Origin of the sequence: Amorphoplanes friuliensis DSM 7358 (genome assembly GCF_000494755.1) — a bacterium.
In the GTDB taxonomy this organism is placed as follows: Bacteria; Actinomycetota; Actinomycetes; order Mycobacteriales; family Micromonosporaceae; genus Actinoplanes; species Actinoplanes friuliensis.
Map to the genome: position 1 here is coordinate 8,787,897 of NC_022657.1, position 17,553 is coordinate 8,805,449.

Genomic DNA, 17,553 nt, shown 5'->3' on the forward strand with positions numbered 1-17,553 from the left:
AGGGGACAACAGGCCGGACGTCTGATTCGCGCCTCATCCGTGAGGGTGGAGTTGCCAGCTGTGACGGTTCAGACAGATGGCAGACAGCCAACTGGCTTGTGGGCCTTGACGTGCCCAACTAGCGTGGTCGATGGACGCCGAACCGTCAGTTCGGGGAACGGGTCGACCCTCTGGGTCACCGCGGATCGGCGTTCGGGGACGGGTGGCATCAGCCGTTGGGGGACGGCGCGACCCGAGACCGGCGGTTAGTGCGGGCGACGCCTATGGGGATGGGCGTCGCCCGCCGCCGCCGGCGCTGACACTCCGCAGTTCCGACACTCTTCTTTCGCGGGCCGGTCCCGCCGCCAGGTGCAGTCCCGCTCCGAGGACACCCACGGCCGCGACGATCAGCCAGTGCGCCGATCCGAAGGTCTGCAGGCTGACCCCGCCCAGCGCCGGTGCCAGGAACGACGCCGCCGGGAAGGTCAGGAAGAACACCGCCTGGTAACGCCCTCGCAGCTCCACCGGCGCCAGCTCGGAGTTGATCTCCGCGTTCGGTGGTGCGGCCAGCATCGAACCGATGGTCCAGACCGCCGCCGCGGCCAGGTAGAAGCCCAGCCGGTCGGCCGTCGCCAGGGTCGAGAAGCCCAGCGCCATCACGGCCAGCGCGACCGCGAGCACCCGGGCCTTGCGGTGCCGGTCGATCAGCCGCGGCACGAACAGCTGCCCGACGACGATCATCGTCCCGCCGAGCGCGGTGACCAGCCCGTAGTCCGACGGGCCGAGCCCGTCCTGAGCCATCGCGAGCGGCACGATCGTGTTGGTCTGGGCGTAGAGCAGGGCCTGCAGCAGGGTCAGCCCGACAAAAACCAGGAAGACCCGGTCGGCCAGGACCGTCCGCATCCCGCGGCCCCGATCGGGCACGACCTCGGCCGGCCGCCGGCTCAGCGTCTCCGGGACCTTCCAGGCGATGAGTACGCCGGTGAGCACCGTCGACGCCGCGTCGAGCAGGAACAGCCCGAGATAACTCCACTCGGCCAGCAGCCCGGCCAGCAGCGACGCACCGGCCATGCCCAGATTGAACGCCCAGAACTGCAGGTTGAACGCCCGCGACCGGCGCTCGGCCGGCACCACGTCGATGATCGCCGCGACGAACGCCGGCCCGGACATCGTCTGCGCGACACCGAGCAGCAGCCCGAACCCGGCCACCAGCCGCAGATCGGTGCTGACCGCCAGCGCGACCAGGAAAGCGGCGGTGGCGAAGTGCGCGGCGAGCAGTGTCGACCGGCGGCCCCAGCGGTCGGTGAGGACACCGCCGAGCAGGGTGCCACCGACACCGCCGATCCCGTACGCACCGACGACCAGGCCGGCGACCGCGGGGCTCGCACCCCGCTGGGCGGTCAGGTAGAGCGAGAGGAAGAGGACCGCGAAGCCGCCGACACGATTGATCAGCAGCCCCGTCCAGAGGTACCAGTACGTGGCCGGCAGCCCTCCGGCGGCATCAGCCCACCAGGCGCGGAGTCTCACTCGGCTTTCGGGTCCGCCAGATGGGCGAAGGCCTGCAGATTGGCCAGCGACTCGCCGCGTTTGACCCGCCACTCCCACTCACGGCGGATCGAGGACCCGAACCCGATCTCCAGCATCGAGTCGAAGGACTCGTCGGCGTACGTCAGCACCGCACCGAAGAGACGGTCGAGCTCGTCCTCGTCCAGCCCCTTCAGGGTGACGCGGCCGGTCAGGTAGATGTCGCCGGACGCGTCGATCGAGAAGCTGACGCCGTACATCCGGGCGTTGCGGCGCAGCAGCCAGGCCCAGAGCTCCTCGTGCTTCTCGTCGGGGTGGCGCATCACGAACGCCTCGACGCGCAGTGCGTGCTCGCCGACGATGAGGTTGCACGCGGTCTTCAGCTTGTGCGTACCGGGGAGGGTCACCACCCAGGACGAGTCGCCGGTGGATTCGCAGGGGAGCTCGCGCTCCGCGCAGACCCGTTCGATCAGCTCACCGACCTCGCTCACCATGAGAACGAGCCTGCCAGACGCGCCTCGATCAGCGCCCGGTGCCCGGCGACGGCCTCGCGGTAGACCCGCAACAACCCGTCGGCGGTGCGGTCCCAGGAGAAGTTCTTGGCGTGCCGGACCGCGCCGATGGACAGGCGCAGCCGCTGGGCCGGCGCGAGCAGCAGGCCGGTCAGCACCCGGGCCCAGTCCTGGGGGTCGTGACCGTCGACCAGCACGCCGCTCACGCCGTCGGTGACCGCGGTGACCAGACCGCCCACCGCGGCGGCGACGACCGGGGTGCCGCAGGCCTGGGCCTCGAGCGCCACGAGGCCGAACGACTCGTTGTGTGACGGCACGGCGACCAGGTCGGCGGACCGGTAGAGCGCGGCCAGCGCCTCACCGGTCTGCGGCGCCAGGAAGTGCACCTTGTGCGAGACGCCGAGCGAGGAGGCCAGCTCGATCAGCGACGTCGGGCGGTCGAGTCCGCTGCCGCTCGGCCCGCCGCAGATCACGACGGTCACGTCCTCGTCGCGCAGCGGCTCGGAGGCGAGGGCCCGGATCAGCACGTCCGGCCCCTTGAGCGGCTGGATGCGGCCGACAAAAGCGACCACGTACCCCCGCTCCGGAAGGCCGAGCCGCCGCCGGTCCGCGACGCGGGTGGACCGGGGCCGGAAACGGCCGAGGTCCACGCCGGGCTGCACCACGGTGAGTTTGGTCGGGTCGGCGTCGTAACAGCTGACCAGGTCCTGGGCCTCGAAGCGGGTGTTGGCGACCAGGCGGTCCGCCTCGGTGATGACCTGCTCCTCGCCGATGACGCGGGCCTTGGGCTCCGGCCGGTCCCCCGCGGCGATGAACCTGTTCTTGACCTTGGCGAGGGTGTGCGCGGTGTGCACGTGCGGCACACCCCAGCGCTCGCGGGCCAGCCAGCCGACCTGCCCCGACATCCAGTAGTGCGAGTGGATCAGGTCGTAGGCACCGGGCGGCCGGGCCGCCTCGGCCCGCAGCACACCGTTGGTGAACGCGCAGAGCTGCGACGGCAGCTCCTCCTTCGACAGCCCTTCGAACGGGCCGGCGGTGATGTGCCGCACAGTCACACCGGGCGCCATCTCGACGACCGGGGGCAGCTCGCTCGACGTGGCCCGCGTGAAGATCTCGACCTCGACGTCGCGTTCGGCCAGCCGCTTGGAGACCTCGACGATGTACACGTTCATGCCGCCTGCGTCGCCCGTACCGGGCTGCTCCAGCGGTGACGTGTGCACCGACAGCGTGGCGATGCGCCGGGGAGTCGGCCAGAGGCCTGAGGCCCGCAGCTCAGCCACGTCGTGTCCCTTCGAAAGCGGTCAAACGTAACGGGGAACTGTTACGCCGTCGTTCATCTTCCCCACTTCCTGGCCCTCAACCCAAAGCCAGGCGGCCGGGGGTGACCCAGCTCTCCCGCCCGGGTGAGGCAGGATCAGAGCATGGTGCAGAAGAAGATCGCCGTCGTCACCGGGGCGTCCAGTGGGATCGGGGCGGCGACCGCCCGCCGTCTGGCCACGGAAGGCTTCCACGTCGTGGCCGCGGCCCGCCGTCAGGACCGGCTGGAGCAGCTGGTCGCGGAGATCGGTCCGGACGCCACCGCCGTGGTCTGCGACGTCACCTCGGACGAGTCGGTGGCCGCGCTGGCGACCACGGTCACGGGCCTGGGCGCACCGGTTGCTCTGCTGGTCAACAACGCCGGCGGTGCGCGCGGCCTGGACCCCGTCTCCGACGGTTCCGTCGCCGACTGGCAATGGATGTACGACGTGAACGTGCTCGGCACCCTGCGGACGACCCAGGCGCTGCTGCCCGCACTCGAGGCGAGCGGCGCCGGCACGGTCGTGACCGTCGGCTCGACCGCGGCCTTCACCGTCTACGAGGGTGGCGCGGGTTACACCGCCGCGAAGCACGCCCAGAACGCGCTCGTCGGCACCCTGCGCCTGGAACTCGCCGGCAGGCCCGTCCGGGTGATCGAGATCGACCCCGGCATGGTGCGCACCGAGGAGTTCTCCCTCAAGCGCCTCGGCGACCAGGGCAAGGCCGACGCCATCTACGCCGGCGTGAAGGAACCGCTGGTCGCGGACGACATCGCCGACTGCGTCGCCTGGGTCGCCACCCGGCCGCAGCACGTCAACATCGACCGCCTGGTCGTCCGCCCGATCGCCCAGGCCGCACAGCACAAGGTGGCCCGCGAGTCGTGAAGCCCGTCGGCGCGGTCACCCGGGGCACCACCAACCCGAACAGGCTGCGCCGGGTCGACAACTACCTCGCACACCGGTGCGGTGAGTTGCTCCGGGCGGCCGACGACCCGCTGGTCGTGGATCTCGGTTACGGCGCGACGCCGGTCACGGCCGTCGAGCTCCGGGCCCGGCTCGCGGAGGCGGTCCGCTCCGACGTCGCGGTGGTCGGTCTGGAGATCGATCCGGTACGCGTGAGCGCCGCCCAGCCGTACGCGGATCCGCCCCGGCTCGAGTTCCGCCGCGGCGGCTTCGAGCTGGCCGGCCTGCACCCGGTGGTCGTCCGCGCGTTCAACGTCCTCCGGCAGTACGCGGAGGACGAGGTGGCCGCGGCGTGGGCCACGATGACCGGCACGGGTGCGCTGCTGGTCGAGGGCACCTGTGACGAGCTGGGCCGGATCGCGACGTGGGCGGTCGTGGACACCGGCGGCCCGCAGACGCTGACCCTGTCGGCGCGACTGTCCGATCTGGACCATCCAGCGACGTTCGCGGAACGTCTGCCCAAGGCGCTGATCCACCACAACGTGCCCGGCTCGCCCGTGCACGACCTGCTGGCCACGCTCGGTGCGGCGTGGGACGCGTCCGCGACACCGTTCGGATCCCGCCAGCGCTGGCTGGGCACGGTGGCCAAGTTCCGAGAGCAGTGGCCTGTCCTGGACGGGCCCGCGCGGTGGCGCCGTGGCGAGCTGACCGTGCCGTGGCCCGGACAGCCGGCCGGGCCGGCCCGCGATGCGGACCGGCCCGGTTCTCGGGGGGACGAATGACGCCTACTTGCCCAGGGTCACCTTGAACATCGGGTCGGCCGCGACCTTCTTGAAGGCGGCCAGGCTGCTCGCCGTGGAGTTGACCGAGATGTCCCGGTCACCCTCGTCGTCGCTGGCGGTGTCGAAGTAGACGACCGCCTTGACCGCAGGATGGGCCTTGAGCTCGGGGATGACCGTGTTGAACGCCGCGGCCTTGTCCGTGATGGACTTGGTGCGGTGGTACATGCCCCACTCAGCCACCATGATCGGCTTGGTCGGGTGGTTCTTTACGGCCCAGTCGTACCAGCCGAGGCCACCGCCGGTCGGCTGACGGTCGAGGATGTCGCCCATGTCGCCGTAGTGGTAGTAACCCTTCTCGACGCTGACGTACGAGTCCAGGCCGACCCAGTCGACGTACGCGTCACCCGGGTAGAGGTCCTTCCACCAGGACTGCGCCATCCACTTCTCGTTGCCCATGAAGGCGATCACGTTGACGGCGTTGGTGACGCCGTTGGTGCGCAGCCGGGTGATGACGTGGCGGTACATCGCGGCGTAGTCCTTGGCCGTCATGCCCGAACCGGCCGTGGCGTTGACGTCGTTCTCCGGCTCGTGGTGCAGCGCGAGGAAGAACTTCTGGTTGTAGTTCTTCTTCACGTACGCGGACCACTTGTCGATCCGCGCGTCCTGGGCGCCGGCCGCGACCTTGGCCCACGTGGAGTTGTAGGCGATCTTCCAGTTGAGCAGCAGCACCCGCGGGTTCTGGGCGTCCTGCGTCATGGCGATCTCGGGCTTGGTCGGGAACTGCTCGTCACCCTTGTGGTACGTGTGGTAGATCGTCGCGGTGCGGCCGGTCATGGCCTCCCACGACTTCAGCGCCTGGTCCCGCGGGGTGTCGGTGAACCCGCCGGCCGCCGCGCCCCAGAGAACACCGCAGGACGGCACGAGCAGCGCGTCGGTGACGCACTCACCCGGCGCGGTGGTCGGCGGCACGGTCGTCGGAGGCGTGGTCGTCGGAGGCGTGGTCGTCGGAGGCGTGGTCGTCGGAGGCGTGGTCGTCGGCGCGGTGGTCGGAGCCTTCGTCGGCGCGGTCGAGGTCGGCGCGGTGGTCGGCGTCGTGGTTGTCCGGCGGGCCGTGACGACCAGCTCCGGGCCGCCCGAGGTGGTGGCGCCGTACTCGATCGAGCGCAGCCGCGTCACGGCCGTGGTGGCGGAGGACCTCAGGGCGAACGCGTAAGTGCCGGCCTTGGTGACCACCTTGGACACGTCGAAGGTCAGCGTGGCGTCGGTCGTGCTCGGCTTGATCGAGGCGACCAGCGCACCCAGCGCCGGCGCGTTCGCCGCCGTGATCTTCTGCTCCGACCACGAACTCGCGACCGAGTGGACGCTGAGCGTGGCCGCGACCGGCTTGCTCTCCACCGGCAGCTTCAGCTGGGCCGCGGTGACGGTCGCACCGGAGGCGATCTTCGGCGTGAACTTCACATAGGACAGCCGCGTCTCCCCCGCCTCCCTGCCCACGACCAGCTTGTCGGCGGCACCGAAGTTGACGGTCCTGCGCGAGCTCGACGTGTACGCGTCGTCGGTGCTGTACGTGCTCGTCGTCTCGGTCGTCGTCGCGGCGTTCGCCGTACCGGTCAGGGCGAACCCCCCGCCGGCCGCCACGACGCCCGTCAAAGCAACTCCGATGATCCCCCGCCTGGCCGTCACGCTGTTCCCCCTGTATGTCAAACAATTGCTGTCTGACACTCAGGTTCGGGGCGTGCGGGTGCCGGCCCGGATCGCGTACGGGTGCAGGCCAGGTGCCACCACCGAAGGACCGGGTGGGCGGCTCCGAGCCGTGCTAATGAAGGGGTTTTCGGCCGTCCACGGCTCGTCCGTTCGGCCGATGAACGCATAAAAAAACGCCGCCGGACGCGTCCGGCGGCGTTCCTTCAGATCGTGCTCAGGCGGTGGGTGCCCGCTGGGCCAGGATCGACCGCAGCGCCTCCAGCAGCAGGTCGGAGGTGAACGGCTTCTTGACCAGCAGAGCGTCCTCGGCGATCAGGCCCTTGGTGACGGCGATGTCCTTGGGCAGACCGGAGATGTAGACGACGCCCATCTCGGGGCGCAGACCGGACGCCGTCCGGGCCAGGTCACCACCGGATACCCCGGGCAGGCCGAGGTCCGTGACGAGCACGTCGATCACACCCGGGTGCTCCCGGCAGACCGCGATGGCCTGATCCGCATCGCCGGCGACCAGGGTCGCGAAGCCGCGGCGTTCGAGCATCCGGCGCATGATGTCGCGCAGATCTTCCTCGTCGTCGACGACGAGGACCATGGGACGCTCCTGCGGAACCTCCGTCATCGGTGCCTCCTCGGCTCTCATTTCCTGTCACGCTATCGACGGGCAGTCGTTCGGGTACGCCTTTCCGGCCTTTCAGAACGTGAGCTTCCACTTGTTCAGGACGCCGGTGGTGGTGCCGTAGGTGTCCCTGACCTGCAACGTCCACTTTCCGTTGCGAGGCGCACCGGACAGGTTGATCGTGTACGTGTGGGCCAGGTTGGCCGCCCTGTCCGTCTTGTCGGCCGTCTTCAGGGTGTACTTCGTGCCGCTCGGGCTAGTCAGCGTGACGACGAGCGAGCCGCGGTAGGCGTGGGTCGCCGTGACCGCCACGGTCGAGGTCCGGGACGCCGTACCGGTGCAGCCCGAGATCGTCATCCAGCTCGACGCGGTCGCCTTCTTGCCGATCTTGACCGAGGTCGACGCGGTGAACGGCCCGCAGGCAGGCGCGGTCGTGGGCGGCGCGGTCGTCGGCGGCGTGGTCGTCGGCGGCGAGGTCGTCGGCGGCGTGGTGGGCATGGTCGTGGGCGGCGTCGTCGGTTCAGTGGTCGGAGCCGGCGTGGTCGGAGCCGGGGTGGTCGGAGCAGGCGTGGCCGGCGTGTTCAGGAAGCCCGAGTAGAGCAGCTTGTTGACCGAGCCGCTGCCCGCCGACGTGACCTTGCCCGGCGTCGAGTTCCCGACCAGCGCCTCGCGGATCTGGGCCGGCGTGAAGGACGGGTTCGCGGCGAGGACCAGCGCGGCCGCACCGGCGACGTGGGGGGACGCCATCGAGGTGCCGCTCATGATCTGGGAGCCGGTGTCGTTGGAGTAACTCGCCGCCGTGATCTTCACACCGGGCGCGAAGATGTCGAGGCACGAGCCGTAGTTGGAGAAGGAGGCGCGGGCGTCGGCGCTGTCCGTGGCCCCGACGGTGATCGCGTCGGCGGCGGAAGCGGGTGAGAACCCGCAGGCGTCCTTGTTGTCGTTGCCCGCCGCGACGGCGTAGGTCACCCCGGAGGCGATCGACCTGGTGACCGCGGCGTTCAGCGCCGAGCTCGCCGTGCCGCCGACGCTCATGTTGGCGACGGCCGGCTTGACGGCGTGCGTGGTGACCCAGTCGATGCCGGCGATGATCGCCGAGTACGCCCCGGAGCCCGTGCAGTCGAGCACCCGGACGCCGACCAGCTTGACGTCCTTGGCGACGCCGTAGGTCGCACCGCCGACGGTGCCCGCCACATGGGTGCCGTGGCCGTTGCAGTCCTGCGCGGTGGAGTCCTTGTCGATGAAGTCCCAGCCGTAACTCGCCCGGCCCTCGAACTCGCTGTGGCTGATCCGGATGCCGGTGTCCAGCACGTACGCGGTCACGTCCGAAGCCGGACGGTAGGTGTAGGTCTTCGACAGCGGCAGCGACGTCTGGTCGATGCGGTCGAGACCCCACGTCGGGTTCGACTGGGTGTCGGCCATCGTCACGACCGCGTCCTGCTCGACGTAGTCGACGGCCGGGTTCGCGGCCAGCCGCCGCGCCTGCGTCGCGGTCATGTCCGCCTGGAAGCCGCGGACGGCGGAGAGATAGTTGGTACGAACCTTGCCGCCGTACCGCTTGACCAGGTCCTGGGAGGCAGAAGTGACACGGGCGGCTGCGGCCGATCCGGGCTTGAGCACGACGATGTAGCTGTCGGTGATCGCTCCGGCGGCACCGGCCGCGCGGATCGTGCCGGTCGGCAGTGCGGTGGGCGTACCCGCGAGTGCGGTGCCGGCGACGCCGGTCACTGCGGCCGCAGTAGCGAGGCCGGCGGTCAGCGCGAGGCGTGCGGCGCGGCGCGGGCCGTCGTTGCGAGTCATTCTGGGTCCCCTCCCGTTAAGCCACCGGCGAACGACATCGCTCGTGCGAACAGGCATGCCGGTGGCGTCTGAGGGAAATGCTGGAGAAGGGGCAGAGCCGCCCCGGGACCTTGCGGGTTGCGCTCGGGTTGCAGGGTCCTGATCTTCGTCACGAGCGCTAAGACGCCCCTCAGCCGGGCCGAAGTACCCCCTGTCAGGACCGCTGCAGTGCCACCGAACAAGGAGAGCGATGATGACCACCATGCTGTCGCCCGAGATCGTCACCGTCCCGTCCCTGGTCGACCGCTGCGACAGCTGCAGCGCGGCCGCAAAGGCGGAGATCGCCCTGACCAGCGGAGGCTCGCTGGTCTTCTGCGGACATCACGCCAACAAGAACGCGGAGAAGCTGACCCGGGTCGCCTCCCGCATCACCGTCGAGGACGGTTTCGAGTGGGCGGCGCAGTCTCCTCCGGCGTGACCACTTGATCCCCTACGCCGCGATATGATCACTCCCTCACTCTTGGGCGGATACGCCCATATTTAGAGGGGTTCCACCGGTGCAGATCGCGGCGCACGACGTGGGCAGGCTGTCCCGGATCTTCGCCGGGTGCGCCGGTGTCGCGGTGGCCGTCTTCGGCGCCCTGAGCCTGCTCACCTCCCCCGTACGCGCACCGGAAAGCGCTCTGACATCGAGCCCGGCAGCCGCTCTTGTGGCTGCCGGGCTCGCTCTGCTTCTGCTGGCCCCACCGCGGGGTGGCCCGGCCGTCCGGGGTGCCGGCTACGTGCTCGCCGTCCTCGCCGCGGCCCTCGGTGCGGCCGCCCTCGCCCGGCACCCGGCCGCGGGTGTCGCCGCGCTGCTCGCGGGTCTGGCCCTGGCCGGCATCGACATGCGGCTGCGCCGGCCCGGCGGGCAGGCACGGTTCCGGATCGCCGACCCGCTGCTCGCCGGCGCCGCGATCATCGCCCTGGTGGCGCTGGTCCCGCGGATGTTCGCCCCGACGTTCCCGGACGGGGGCGGGCCGGACAGCGTGATGTCGCCGTACTACGCCGGCGCGCTGCTCACCCTGGCCGTCGGGGCGATTCTCGCCCGGCCCGAGGCAGGCCCCCTGCGGACGGATGCGGCGGCCGGGCCGGGCACCAAGATCCGCCGAGCGCTGCCCGTGCTGGTGGCGGTGCCCGTCGTCGCGGCGCTGATCAGTGCGCTGGCCGTGCGTACCGGAATCAGCCGCCCGGCCGCCGCGATCAGCACCGGGGCGGTCCTCGCCGCGCTGGCCGTCCTGGCTCTGGTCGGTTTTCTGGTGCGCTCGCTGGAGGGCGCCGACCGCCGGCAGCGCAACCTGGTCGCCGAGCTGCGGGAAGGCCGGGAGTTCGCGGACACGCTGCTGCAGTCGATGAACGAGGCCGTCATGGTCCTCGACGCCAACTACCGGGTGATCGACGTCAACCGGCGCTGGCGGGAGCTGACCGGCAACACCGAGGCACCCGGACCGGGACCAGCCGAGGTGCCGCCCGCGGGCACCGGGGACTGGGTGGTCCGGCACGCCGACGGCACCGACATCCCGGTGCTGGCCACGATGGCGCCGATCCCGGACGCGGACGGCCGCCCGCGGGCCTACGTGGCCACCTACGTCGACATCGCCGACCGCAAGCGGGCCGAGGACGAGCTGAACGAGCGCGCCGCCGAGCTCGAGCGCAGCAACGACCAGCTGCGGGAGGCGAACACCCGGCTGGAGGCGGCGCTCACCTTCAAGAACGACCTGACGTCGATGCTGACCCACGACGTCGCCCAGCCGATCAGCTCGATCGCCAGCCTGTCCGAGCTGCTCTCCGAGGACTGGGCCGACCTGCCGGAGGACATCCGGCTGGAACTGGCCACCAAGATCGGCAAGAACACCCATCGGCTCATCAAGATGATGAACGACCTGCAACTGCTCTTCCGGCTCGACACCGGTTCGGTCACCGCCCGGCGTACGCCCGTGTCCGTCCTCGAGGTCGCCACCACGGTCGCGGCGGAGCTGGAGTGCACGGGTGACGTCGAGATCGTCGTGGACGAGGATCTCGCGGCACTGGCCGATCGGCAGCACGTCTGGCACGTGATCCGCAATCTGCTCGGCAACGCCCTCAAGTACGGCGAGGCGCCGCTGGAGATCCGTGCCGAGCAGCGCGACGAGACCGTCGTGCTGATGGTGCAGGACGCCGGCGCCGGCATCCCCGAGGAGCTGGTCCCGAACCTGTTCGACCGCTTCATGCGCGGGTCCGGGCTCGGTCTTTTCATCGTGCGGCACCTGGTGGAAGCAAACGGGGGCTCGGTCCGCTACGAGCGGGCCGAGCCCCGGGGTGCCCGTCTGGTCGTGACGCTCGAATCGGCGTCCCTCTGAGGGTTACCAGTCGTGGGCGCTGCCGCTGTCTTCCTCGCTGATGACCCCGTCACGCCGGGGGTCGCGGCTGCTCATCGCCTTGCCGCCCATCGGAGCCGCGCCACCGGCCGCCCCGCCGCGCAGGGCGCCGGTGCCTCCGATCCGGCGCCCGGGGGCGAGCACATCGTCGAGATCCGAGGCGCTGGTGATGCCCGGCGCCGAGGTGATGTCGACGTTGGTACCCATGTTGGCGTTGCTGAACTCACCGGCGCTGGTGCCCCAGCCGGCACCGGGGTGCGGACGGGTGCCACGGGCGCGGGCGGCCACCGACGCCGGCGAGGCCGGGTTGACCCGGTCACGGCTGAAAACCGTGCTCGACGTCCCGGAGAGCTGCTTCGAACTGGCGCCGAGCTGGTGGAGGTCACCCAGCTTCCCGGTCTCGATCAGCCCCTTGAAGGCGTTGAGGTCAGCCTTGAGCCGGCGGCTCAGCGTCTCCTGACCGTGCCTGTCGTTCGGCAGCAGGAACGCAACGTCGGCCTCGAGCTGGGCGACGATCTGCGTCCGCGTCTCGCCCATCGGCCGCAGGGTGATCGTCTCGGCGAGCAGCGGTCCCTCGGTGGTCGCCCAGGAGACCCGCTCGTCCAGTGAGCACTCGGTGATCCGGGCGTCGAACTCGCGGTGGTGGCCCTCGACGTCCATCACCCAGTGGGTCTGATTGTCGCCGGTCCGGGTCACCTGCTGCACACCGGTCATGAACTGCGGATAGTTCTCGAACGTCTCAAGCTGCTGGTACACCGCGTGCAACGGGGCACCGATCTCGACGGCCTGCTGAACCATACTCATCGCATCTCTCCCATGCTGAAGTGCTGGCATGACTGAGAGTACGTAGGCGATTACGCCACGCGTTCGGTTTCTGATCAGACCCGGCGCAGGTACTGCCAGCGGCCGACCTCACCGGCGTACCGGGCGTCACTCGCGGCCACGAGGGCCACGTCCGCCTCGCGGAGCAGCGCCACCACGCGGGCCGACGGGCTGCGCCAGGCCTCGCTGATCTCGACGGCCGCACCGGTGTGCCGGCAGGCCGAGGCGAGCTCGCTGAGCAGCTCCGGTGTCATCGCGGTGTCGTCCAGGCCGACCTGGGTGAGCAGGCTCAGCGGACGGGCCAGCTGCACCGGGGCGTACCGGGAGGCCCGCTCGATGCCCTTGATCGTGGCGGTCACGACGGACTCGGCGACCTGCTCCGGAGTGAGCCGGCCGGCGGCGAGCAGCGACCGCACCTCGCGCGCGGTCATCGGACCGTCGGCCTGCGGCAGCTGCGACACGGCCACGGAGACCACCTCGAGGTGCCCCAGGTCGGCGGGCCAGGCCAGCCAGCCGTCCTGCCGGACGACCTCGACCTCGGCACCGACGCGCAGCACCAGCTCGGTGCGCCGGCGGGCCCGCCGGATCGTGTCCGCGTACGCGGGGAGCCACGTCGTCTCGAGCCCGACCTGATCGGCGAAGGTGACCGCTGTCATCCCGGCGAGGTCGGCCGCGGAGACGACAACGCCGACGCTGTCCCGCCCGGCCGCGAAGCCGGTGTGGACATGGGCATCGGCCCGCAGATCGAGGGCGGTGCCGTCCAGGACCGATTCACGCTCTGCACCCACGATGACTCCCGACCGTCCCTGGAGACGAGCTCCTCTCGTCCTGGGATTACGGTGCGGCCCCGGTGTTGTGGACCGGGGCCGCGCCAGGTGCAGTCAGGGTGCGTCGTTCCCGGTGAGCCGGGTCAGAGCTTGAACGCACCGACCAGCGCGCGCAGTTCCTCGGCGGTCCGCGCGACCTCCTCGCTGGCCTGCCGCGTCTGGGTGACACCGTGCACGGCGGAACCGCTCGCCGTGGAGACGTCCGCGATGTTCGCGGCGATGCGGCTGCTGCCCGACGCCACCTCGCTGATGCTGCGGCTCATTTCACCCGTGGTGGCGGTCTGCTCCTCGACCGCACTGGCGATCGTGGTCTGGAAGTCGTTGATCCGGGCGATGACCTCACTGATCCGGCTGATCACGGCGACCGCGCCGCTGGTGTCCTGCTGGATCGCGGTGACCCGCGAGCCGATGTCCTCGGTGGCCCGGGCGGTCTCCTGGGCGAGGTCCTTGACCTCGGAGGCGACCACCGCGAAACCCTTGCCCGCGTCGCCGGCCCGGGCGGCCTCGATCGTCGCGTTCAGGGCCAGCAGGTTGGTCTGCTCGGCGATGGAGGTGATCAGCTTGATGACGTTCCCGATCTCCGCCGACGACTCGCCCAGCTGACGGATCGTCTCGGTGGCCTGCGCGGCCTCCGTGACGGCGACGGCGGCGATCTGCGCGGCCTCGCTGGTGTTGCGCGAGATCTCGCGGATGCTCAGCCCCATTTCCTCCGACCCGGCGGCCACGGTCTGCACGTTGCGGGAGATCTCCTCGGCCTCGTTGGAGGCCGACGACGTCTGCGCGTCGGTGTCGTGGGCGGATTCCGCGATCTGCCCGGCCACGGCCGACAGCTCCGTGGCCGAGCTGGCCAGGGTCTCGGCGTTCTGCCCGATGGTGCTGAGCGAGCGGTGGATCGAGCTCAGGGCGCTGTCCAGCCCGACGGCCATGCGGCCGACCTCGTCACGGCTGGTGATGCCGCTGCGCTGGGTCAGATCACCCTTGGCCAGCGCGTCGATGACCTCACCGAGGCGCCGCACCGGGCGCAGGATCGACCGGGCCAGCGGCACCGACAGACCGATCAGCAGGAGCAGTCCGATGCCGGAGAAGAGATAGGTGATCAGGCTGATCCGGTTGATCGTGCTGTTCATGTCGGCGCGTTCCTGCTCCGCCGCGGCCGCGACCTTCTCGTTGAGCGCGCCGAGCTGGTCGTCCACCGCGTTGTTGCGCTGGGCGATCTGGTCCCGGTTGGCCTCCGCCGCGTCCCCGCCGGCACCGGCCTGCTTGACGAAGTCGGCCATGAAGGTGCCGAAGCTGTCGACGTTCGGCCGGATCGTGGCGAACTCGGCGGCGAGGTCAGCGGGCAGCCCGACCGCCTCGACCGCGTCCGCTGCCTCGGTGGCCGACACGACGTCGTCCGCGACGTCGGTCGTCACGTCGTCACCGAGCGCCGCCCGGTAGCCGTCCACCTTCAGCTCGCTCTGCCGGGTGTCAAGGTGGTTGAGGGCGGCCAGACCGGCCTCCAGGACCCGCACCAGGTCGGCTTGGCCGACCAGGCTGCGCTGACCGCTCACGGTGTTGATCGTCAGGCCGACGATGGCCAGCGCGCCGACCAGCACGATAAGCGTCAGGCGCTTGGCGATACCCATTTCCATCAATCGGGACATACAAGTCTCCTCGGAGGCGAGCATGGTCCGGTGCGGGTTCGAGGGGCGTGTCCCGGTCCGGAGCGTGCTGCGGCAGTAGATCCATCTTTCCGGCGATTCGACCGACTCGACGCTGAATTCATGGTTTTGGCGCAACTGTTCTGCACTGCCGAGGCACCTGATCCGGCAGCCCGCACTCGACAACCTCTCCAGAAAGCACGCAAACGCGTGCGCAGGAAGGAATCCGAGTGAAAAAACGCCGACATCAGCGCACCGCCCTCGCCCTGCTCGCCACCGGCGGCACCCTGCTCCTCGATCCCGCCGCGGCATCCGCCGCACCCTCGGTCAAGGTCGCCGGCACGGGCACGGTCGTCACCGGCGGCACCGCACTGAACGCCCGGAGCGGCCCGTCCGCGAGCAGCACACGGACCGGCACCGTGAGGAACGGCACGACCGTCTCGATCGTCTGCCGGGTCGCCGGCCAGTTCATCAGCGGCACTGTCACCAACACCGGCTACTGGGACCGCCTCAGCGACAACAGCTTCGTCTCCGACGCGTACGTCCGGCGCGGAGACTTCGCGATTCCGAAGTGCACAACCGCAGCACCGCTCCCGGCCGTTGCCGGCGCTTGGATGCTTCCCGTCACCGCCGGTCTGATCAGCGGCTTCCGCACCGGGCCTCGCCCCGCACACGACGGGGTCGACCTCGCCGCGACCCGGAACACCCCGATCCGCGCGGCCAGTTCCGGCACCGTGATCCGCGTGGTCTGCAACGTCTCCAAGGGCAGTTGCGACGTCGACGGCAACGGCTCACTGAGCGGCTGCGGCTGGTACGTCGAGGTTCTGCACGCAGGCGGCATCGTGACGCGGTACTGCCACCTGGTGCGCCGCCCCGAGGTGTCGGTCGGCGAGACCGTGGCCCGCGGCGCCGTCCTGGGTCACGTGGGTACGTCCGGATCCTCGTCCGGCCCGCACCTGCACTTCGAGGTCCACAACGGATCCCCGGCGACCCGGGCGAACGCCGTCAGCCCCATCACCTTCATGCGGGCCCGCGGACTGGTCATCAGCTGACAGACCAACGGGCCGGCTTCCCATCAGGGAGCCGGCCCGAGTTGGTACCACTCTGGAGGGTCAGTCGCCCGGTGGCTCCGCACCAGCCGGACGCAACATCTCGGTGAGGGCGCGCACGGCGTCCTCGCCCGGAGAGGCCGCCGCACGGTTGGCCTCCTGGAGCTCCCGATAGACCTCCTCGCGGTGCACCTGCACGGCGCGAGGGGCCTGGATACCGATCCGGATGACATCGCCGCGCGCCTCGAGCACGGTGACGACGACATCATCGCCGATCATCACGCTCTCGCCGGCCCTCCTGGTCAGCACGAGCATCGTGACTGTCCCTTCTCCATCCGTGGACAGGACATCAAACCCGGCGTGCCGGTCTCAGTAGTCGCGGCGCATGACGGCGCGGACCGGCATGTTGCCGTCGGTCAGCACCACCTGCATCGCGCGGCGGCTGTCCCGGTCCACGATGATCGGGGCCAGGAGATTCGCCGTGGTCTCGTTGACGCCGGCCGTGATGACGACCATGACGAGGAGCCGGTCCGGGTCCTTGGTGTTCAGCGCGGCCAGGACGTCGTTCTCGATCTCCGGCGCGTAGTCCGGGAAGAACGGCTCCGGCGGAGCCACGAGGAAACGCAGGTCCGGGTCCTGGATGGAGGTGAACGCGTACAGCAGGCCCTCGTCGTTCAGACGGACGAGCACGAACTGCTGGTGCGCGGGGAACCCGGGCATCGGAACGGCCATGTCGATGATCGGCATGTCCAGCGCGGCGTCGGTCACGGTTGCCCCAATCGGTCGGGACGCGGTGCGAGTAGTCATGGTCACCTCAGGAAATCGATGAGCGAGGGCTGAATAACCTTGGCCGAGGCGGCCAAAGCGGCCTGGTACGAGGTCTGCTGGAGCTGCATATCCATGATGGTTTTCGGCAGATCGATATCCTCGATGTCGGACAGCTGCGACGTCACGGAGAGCAAGCGGTCCTGCGCGGATTCCTTCATCTGCGTCATCCGATTGTATCGTGAACCGATCTCGGAAATGGCCGATTTCAGTTGATCACCGGACTTGTCGAGCCGGTTCAGATTGGCCGACAGGCCATCCTGATCGCCGGCCCGGATGCTGGCGGAAATGTCTTCCAGCACCTTGAAAAGGCCGTCGGTGTCGTTGCCGAAAGCTTCCTGCCCGGTGAGATCCACCCGCACCTTGACACCCGAGCCGACCGTCCGCGACACACTGGTCGTGGCGGCCTGCGCCGGGTCGAACGGAGTGCCCGTGAACTGGCCGTTGTCGTCGTACGCCACCGCACCCGCGGTGGTGCCGCCGAAGACGGGACGGTCCAGGTACCTCGTGTTCGCCTGCGAGATCAGGGTGCCGCGGATCTCGTCGATCTCCTTGGCCAGGGCGGCACCCGCCAGGGCGCCGTTGGAACTCGTGTTCAAGGCCTGCACCGTGAGATCACGGGCACGATTCATCAGTGTGGAAGAACTGTTGAGTGTGTCCTCCACCGTGCTGAGCCAGCCGAGTCCGTCCTCCGCATTACGGGTGTACTGCTGACTCGTCAGTGATTCGCTGCGTAATTGCAGCGCCGAAACGGTGCCGGCCGGCGAATCCGAGGGGCGGTTGAGCTGCTTGCCGCTCGACAACTGCTCCTGGATCTTCGCACCCTTGGCGATGTTGCGTTGCAGATTGGCGAGCACCCGCGTGTGGATGCTGCTTTCCGTGACTCTGCCGCTGACCATTTTT

At 69.8% G+C, this 17,553-nt stretch carries 17 protein-coding genes; 5 read left to right on the top strand and 12 right to left on the bottom strand.

The features are described from left to right. Positions 1-261: 261 nt before the first annotated feature. From AFR_RS40500 to mshA, 3 genes are read right to left on the bottom strand one after another with little or no spacing between them, the layout of a single operon-like run. Positions 262-1,506: an MFS transporter gene (locus AFR_RS40500; protein ID WP_023562647.1), complete on the bottom strand. Its 1,245-nt coding sequence runs from the start codon at positions 1,504-1,506 to the stop codon at positions 262-264. Next, positions 1,503-1,997, bottom strand: coding sequence for a type III secretion system chaperone family protein (locus tag AFR_RS40505; protein WP_023562648.1), 495 nt, complete (start codon positions 1,995-1,997; stop codon positions 1,503-1,505). Before AFR_RS40505 ends, AFR_RS40500 begins: the two co-directional genes overlap by 4 nt. Beyond that, positions 1,991-3,295 carry a D-inositol-3-phosphate glycosyltransferase gene (mshA, locus tag AFR_RS40510; RefSeq protein ID WP_023562649.1) on the bottom strand — a complete coding sequence of 435 codons (1,305 nt, stop codon included), beginning with the start codon at positions 3,293-3,295 and terminating at the stop codon, positions 1,991-1,993. The genes AFR_RS40505 and mshA overlap by 7 nt, the downstream gene beginning before the upstream one ends. A 141-nt stretch (positions 3,296-3,436) precedes the next feature. Here mshA and AFR_RS40515 point away from each other — a divergent pair, with 141 nt between their 5' ends. Both AFR_RS40515 and AFR_RS40520 read left to right on the top strand, forming a co-directional pair. Continuing rightward, positions 3,437-4,195: an SDR family oxidoreductase gene (locus AFR_RS40515; protein ID WP_023562650.1), complete on the top strand. Its 759-nt coding sequence runs from the start codon at positions 3,437-3,439 to the stop codon at positions 4,193-4,195. Further along, complete coding sequence (locus tag AFR_RS40520) at positions 4,192-4,995, top strand: hypothetical protein (RefSeq protein ID WP_023562651.1); 804 nt, start codon at positions 4,192-4,194, stop codon at positions 4,993-4,995. Before AFR_RS40515 ends, AFR_RS40520 begins: the two co-directional genes overlap by 4 nt. Before the next feature lie 3 nt (positions 4,996-4,998). On the opposite strand, the gene AFR_RS46545 is transcribed toward AFR_RS40520, so the two are convergent. The 3 genes from AFR_RS46545 to AFR_RS40535 form a co-directional block, all read right to left on the bottom strand. Further along, a complete protein-coding gene (locus AFR_RS46545; RefSeq protein WP_041841521.1) occupies positions 4,999-6,678 on the bottom strand; it encodes a DNRLRE domain-containing protein in 1,680 nt (559 codons plus the stop codon). 235 nt (positions 6,679-6,913) lie between these two features. Beyond that, the gene (locus tag AFR_RS40530) at positions 6,914-7,315 is read right to left on the bottom strand and encodes a response regulator (protein ID WP_023562653.1); all 402 of its coding nucleotides are present in this window, start codon (positions 7,313-7,315) and stop codon (positions 6,914-6,916) included. Between the two features lie 72 nt (positions 7,316-7,387). Beyond that, positions 7,388-9,112, bottom strand: a complete 1,725-nt coding sequence (locus AFR_RS40535) for a S8 family peptidase (RefSeq protein WP_023562654.1) — start codon at positions 9,110-9,112, stop codon at positions 7,388-7,390. Positions 9,113-9,344: 232 nt separating this feature from the next. Here AFR_RS40535 and AFR_RS40540 point away from each other — a divergent pair, with 232 nt between their 5' ends. Together AFR_RS40540 and AFR_RS40545 are read left to right on the top strand one after the other, a co-directional pair. Beyond that, complete coding sequence (locus AFR_RS40540; RefSeq protein WP_041843368.1) at positions 9,345-9,569, top strand: DUF7455 domain-containing protein; 225 nt, start codon at positions 9,345-9,347, stop codon at positions 9,567-9,569. Positions 9,570-9,648: 79 nt separating this feature from the next. After that, positions 9,649-11,469 (top strand): sensor histidine kinase, encoded by a 1,821-nt coding sequence (locus tag AFR_RS40545; RefSeq protein WP_023562656.1) that lies wholly within the window; start codon positions 9,649-9,651, stop codon positions 11,467-11,469. Between the two features lie 3 nt (positions 11,470-11,472). Here the strand turns inward: AFR_RS40545 and AFR_RS40550 are convergent, their stop codons facing one another. The 3 genes from AFR_RS40550 to AFR_RS40560 all read right to left on the bottom strand — a co-directional run bounded on the left by AFR_RS40550 (position 11,473) and on the right by AFR_RS40560 (position 14,779). Continuing rightward, on the bottom strand, positions 11,473-12,291 hold the full coding sequence (locus AFR_RS40550; RefSeq protein WP_041841522.1) for an SRPBCC family protein: 819 nt from the start codon (positions 12,289-12,291) through the stop codon (positions 11,473-11,475). A 74-nt stretch (positions 12,292-12,365) separates the two neighbouring features. Beyond that, positions 12,366-13,097 (bottom strand): hypothetical protein, encoded by a 732-nt coding sequence (locus AFR_RS40555; RefSeq protein ID WP_023562658.1) that lies wholly within the window; start codon positions 13,095-13,097, stop codon positions 12,366-12,368. A 122-nt stretch (positions 13,098-13,219) separates the two neighbouring features. After that, positions 13,220-14,779, bottom strand: coding sequence for a methyl-accepting chemotaxis protein (locus AFR_RS40560; protein WP_041841523.1), 1,560 nt, complete (start codon positions 14,777-14,779; stop codon positions 13,220-13,222). 227 nt (positions 14,780-15,006) lie between these two features. Between AFR_RS40560 and AFR_RS48260 the strand changes: the two genes are divergently transcribed. Beyond that, on the top strand, positions 15,007-15,828 hold the full coding sequence (locus AFR_RS48260; RefSeq protein WP_023562660.1) for a peptidoglycan DD-metalloendopeptidase family protein: 822 nt from the start codon (positions 15,007-15,009) through the stop codon (positions 15,826-15,828). Between the two features lie 60 nt (positions 15,829-15,888). On the opposite strand, the gene csrA is transcribed toward AFR_RS48260, so the two are convergent. The 3 genes from csrA to AFR_RS40580 are packed head-to-tail and all read right to left on the bottom strand — an operon-like array spanning position 15,889 to position 17,549. Further along, a complete protein-coding gene (gene csrA / locus AFR_RS48875; RefSeq protein ID WP_023562661.1) occupies positions 15,889-16,140 on the bottom strand; it encodes a carbon storage regulator CsrA in 252 nt (83 codons plus the stop codon). A gap of 54 nt (positions 16,141-16,194) precedes the next feature. After that, a complete protein-coding gene (gene fliW / locus AFR_RS40575) occupies positions 16,195-16,593 on the bottom strand; it encodes a flagellar assembly protein FliW (protein WP_023562662.1) in 399 nt (132 codons plus the stop codon). Between the two features lie 41 nt (positions 16,594-16,634). Further along, positions 16,635-17,549: a flagellin N-terminal helical domain-containing protein gene (locus tag AFR_RS40580; RefSeq protein ID WP_023562663.1), complete on the bottom strand. Its 915-nt coding sequence runs from the start codon at positions 17,547-17,549 to the stop codon at positions 16,635-16,637. Between the last annotated feature and the right edge of the window lie 4 nt (positions 17,550-17,553).

Excerpts from the sequence above, each read along its gene's own strand:
- AFR_RS40505 (WP_023562648.1), bottom strand. The coding sequence starts at position 1,997 with ATGGTGAGCGAGGTCGGTGAGCTGATCGAACGGGTCTGCGCGGAGCGC.
- AFR_RS40560 (WP_041841523.1), bottom strand. The coding sequence starts at position 14,779 with ATGTCCCGATTGATGGAAATGGGTATCGCCAAGCGCCTGACGCTTATC.
- AFR_RS40515 (WP_023562650.1), top strand. The coding sequence starts at position 3,437 with ATGGTGCAGAAGAAGATCGCCGTCGTCACCGGGGCGTCCAGTGGGATC.
- AFR_RS40540 (WP_041843368.1), top strand. The coding sequence starts at position 9,345 with ATGACCACCATGCTGTCGCCCGAGATCGTCACCGTCCCGTCCCTGGTC.
- AFR_RS40580 (WP_023562663.1), bottom strand. The coding sequence starts at position 17,549 with ATGGTCAGCGGCAGAGTCACGGAAAGCAGCATCCACACGCGGGTGCTC.
- AFR_RS40550 (WP_041841522.1), bottom strand. The coding sequence starts at position 12,291 with ATGAGTATGGTTCAGCAGGCCGTCGAGATCGGTGCCCCGTTGCACGCG.
- AFR_RS40530 (WP_023562653.1), bottom strand. The coding sequence starts at position 7,315 with ATGACGGAGGTTCCGCAGGAGCGTCCCATGGTCCTCGTCGTCGACGAC.
- csrA (WP_023562661.1), bottom strand. The coding sequence starts at position 16,140 with ATGCTCGTGCTGACCAGGAGGGCCGGCGAGAGCGTGATGATCGGCGAT.
- AFR_RS40535 (WP_023562654.1), bottom strand. The coding sequence starts at position 9,112 with ATGACTCGCAACGACGGCCCGCGCCGCGCCGCACGCCTCGCGCTGACC.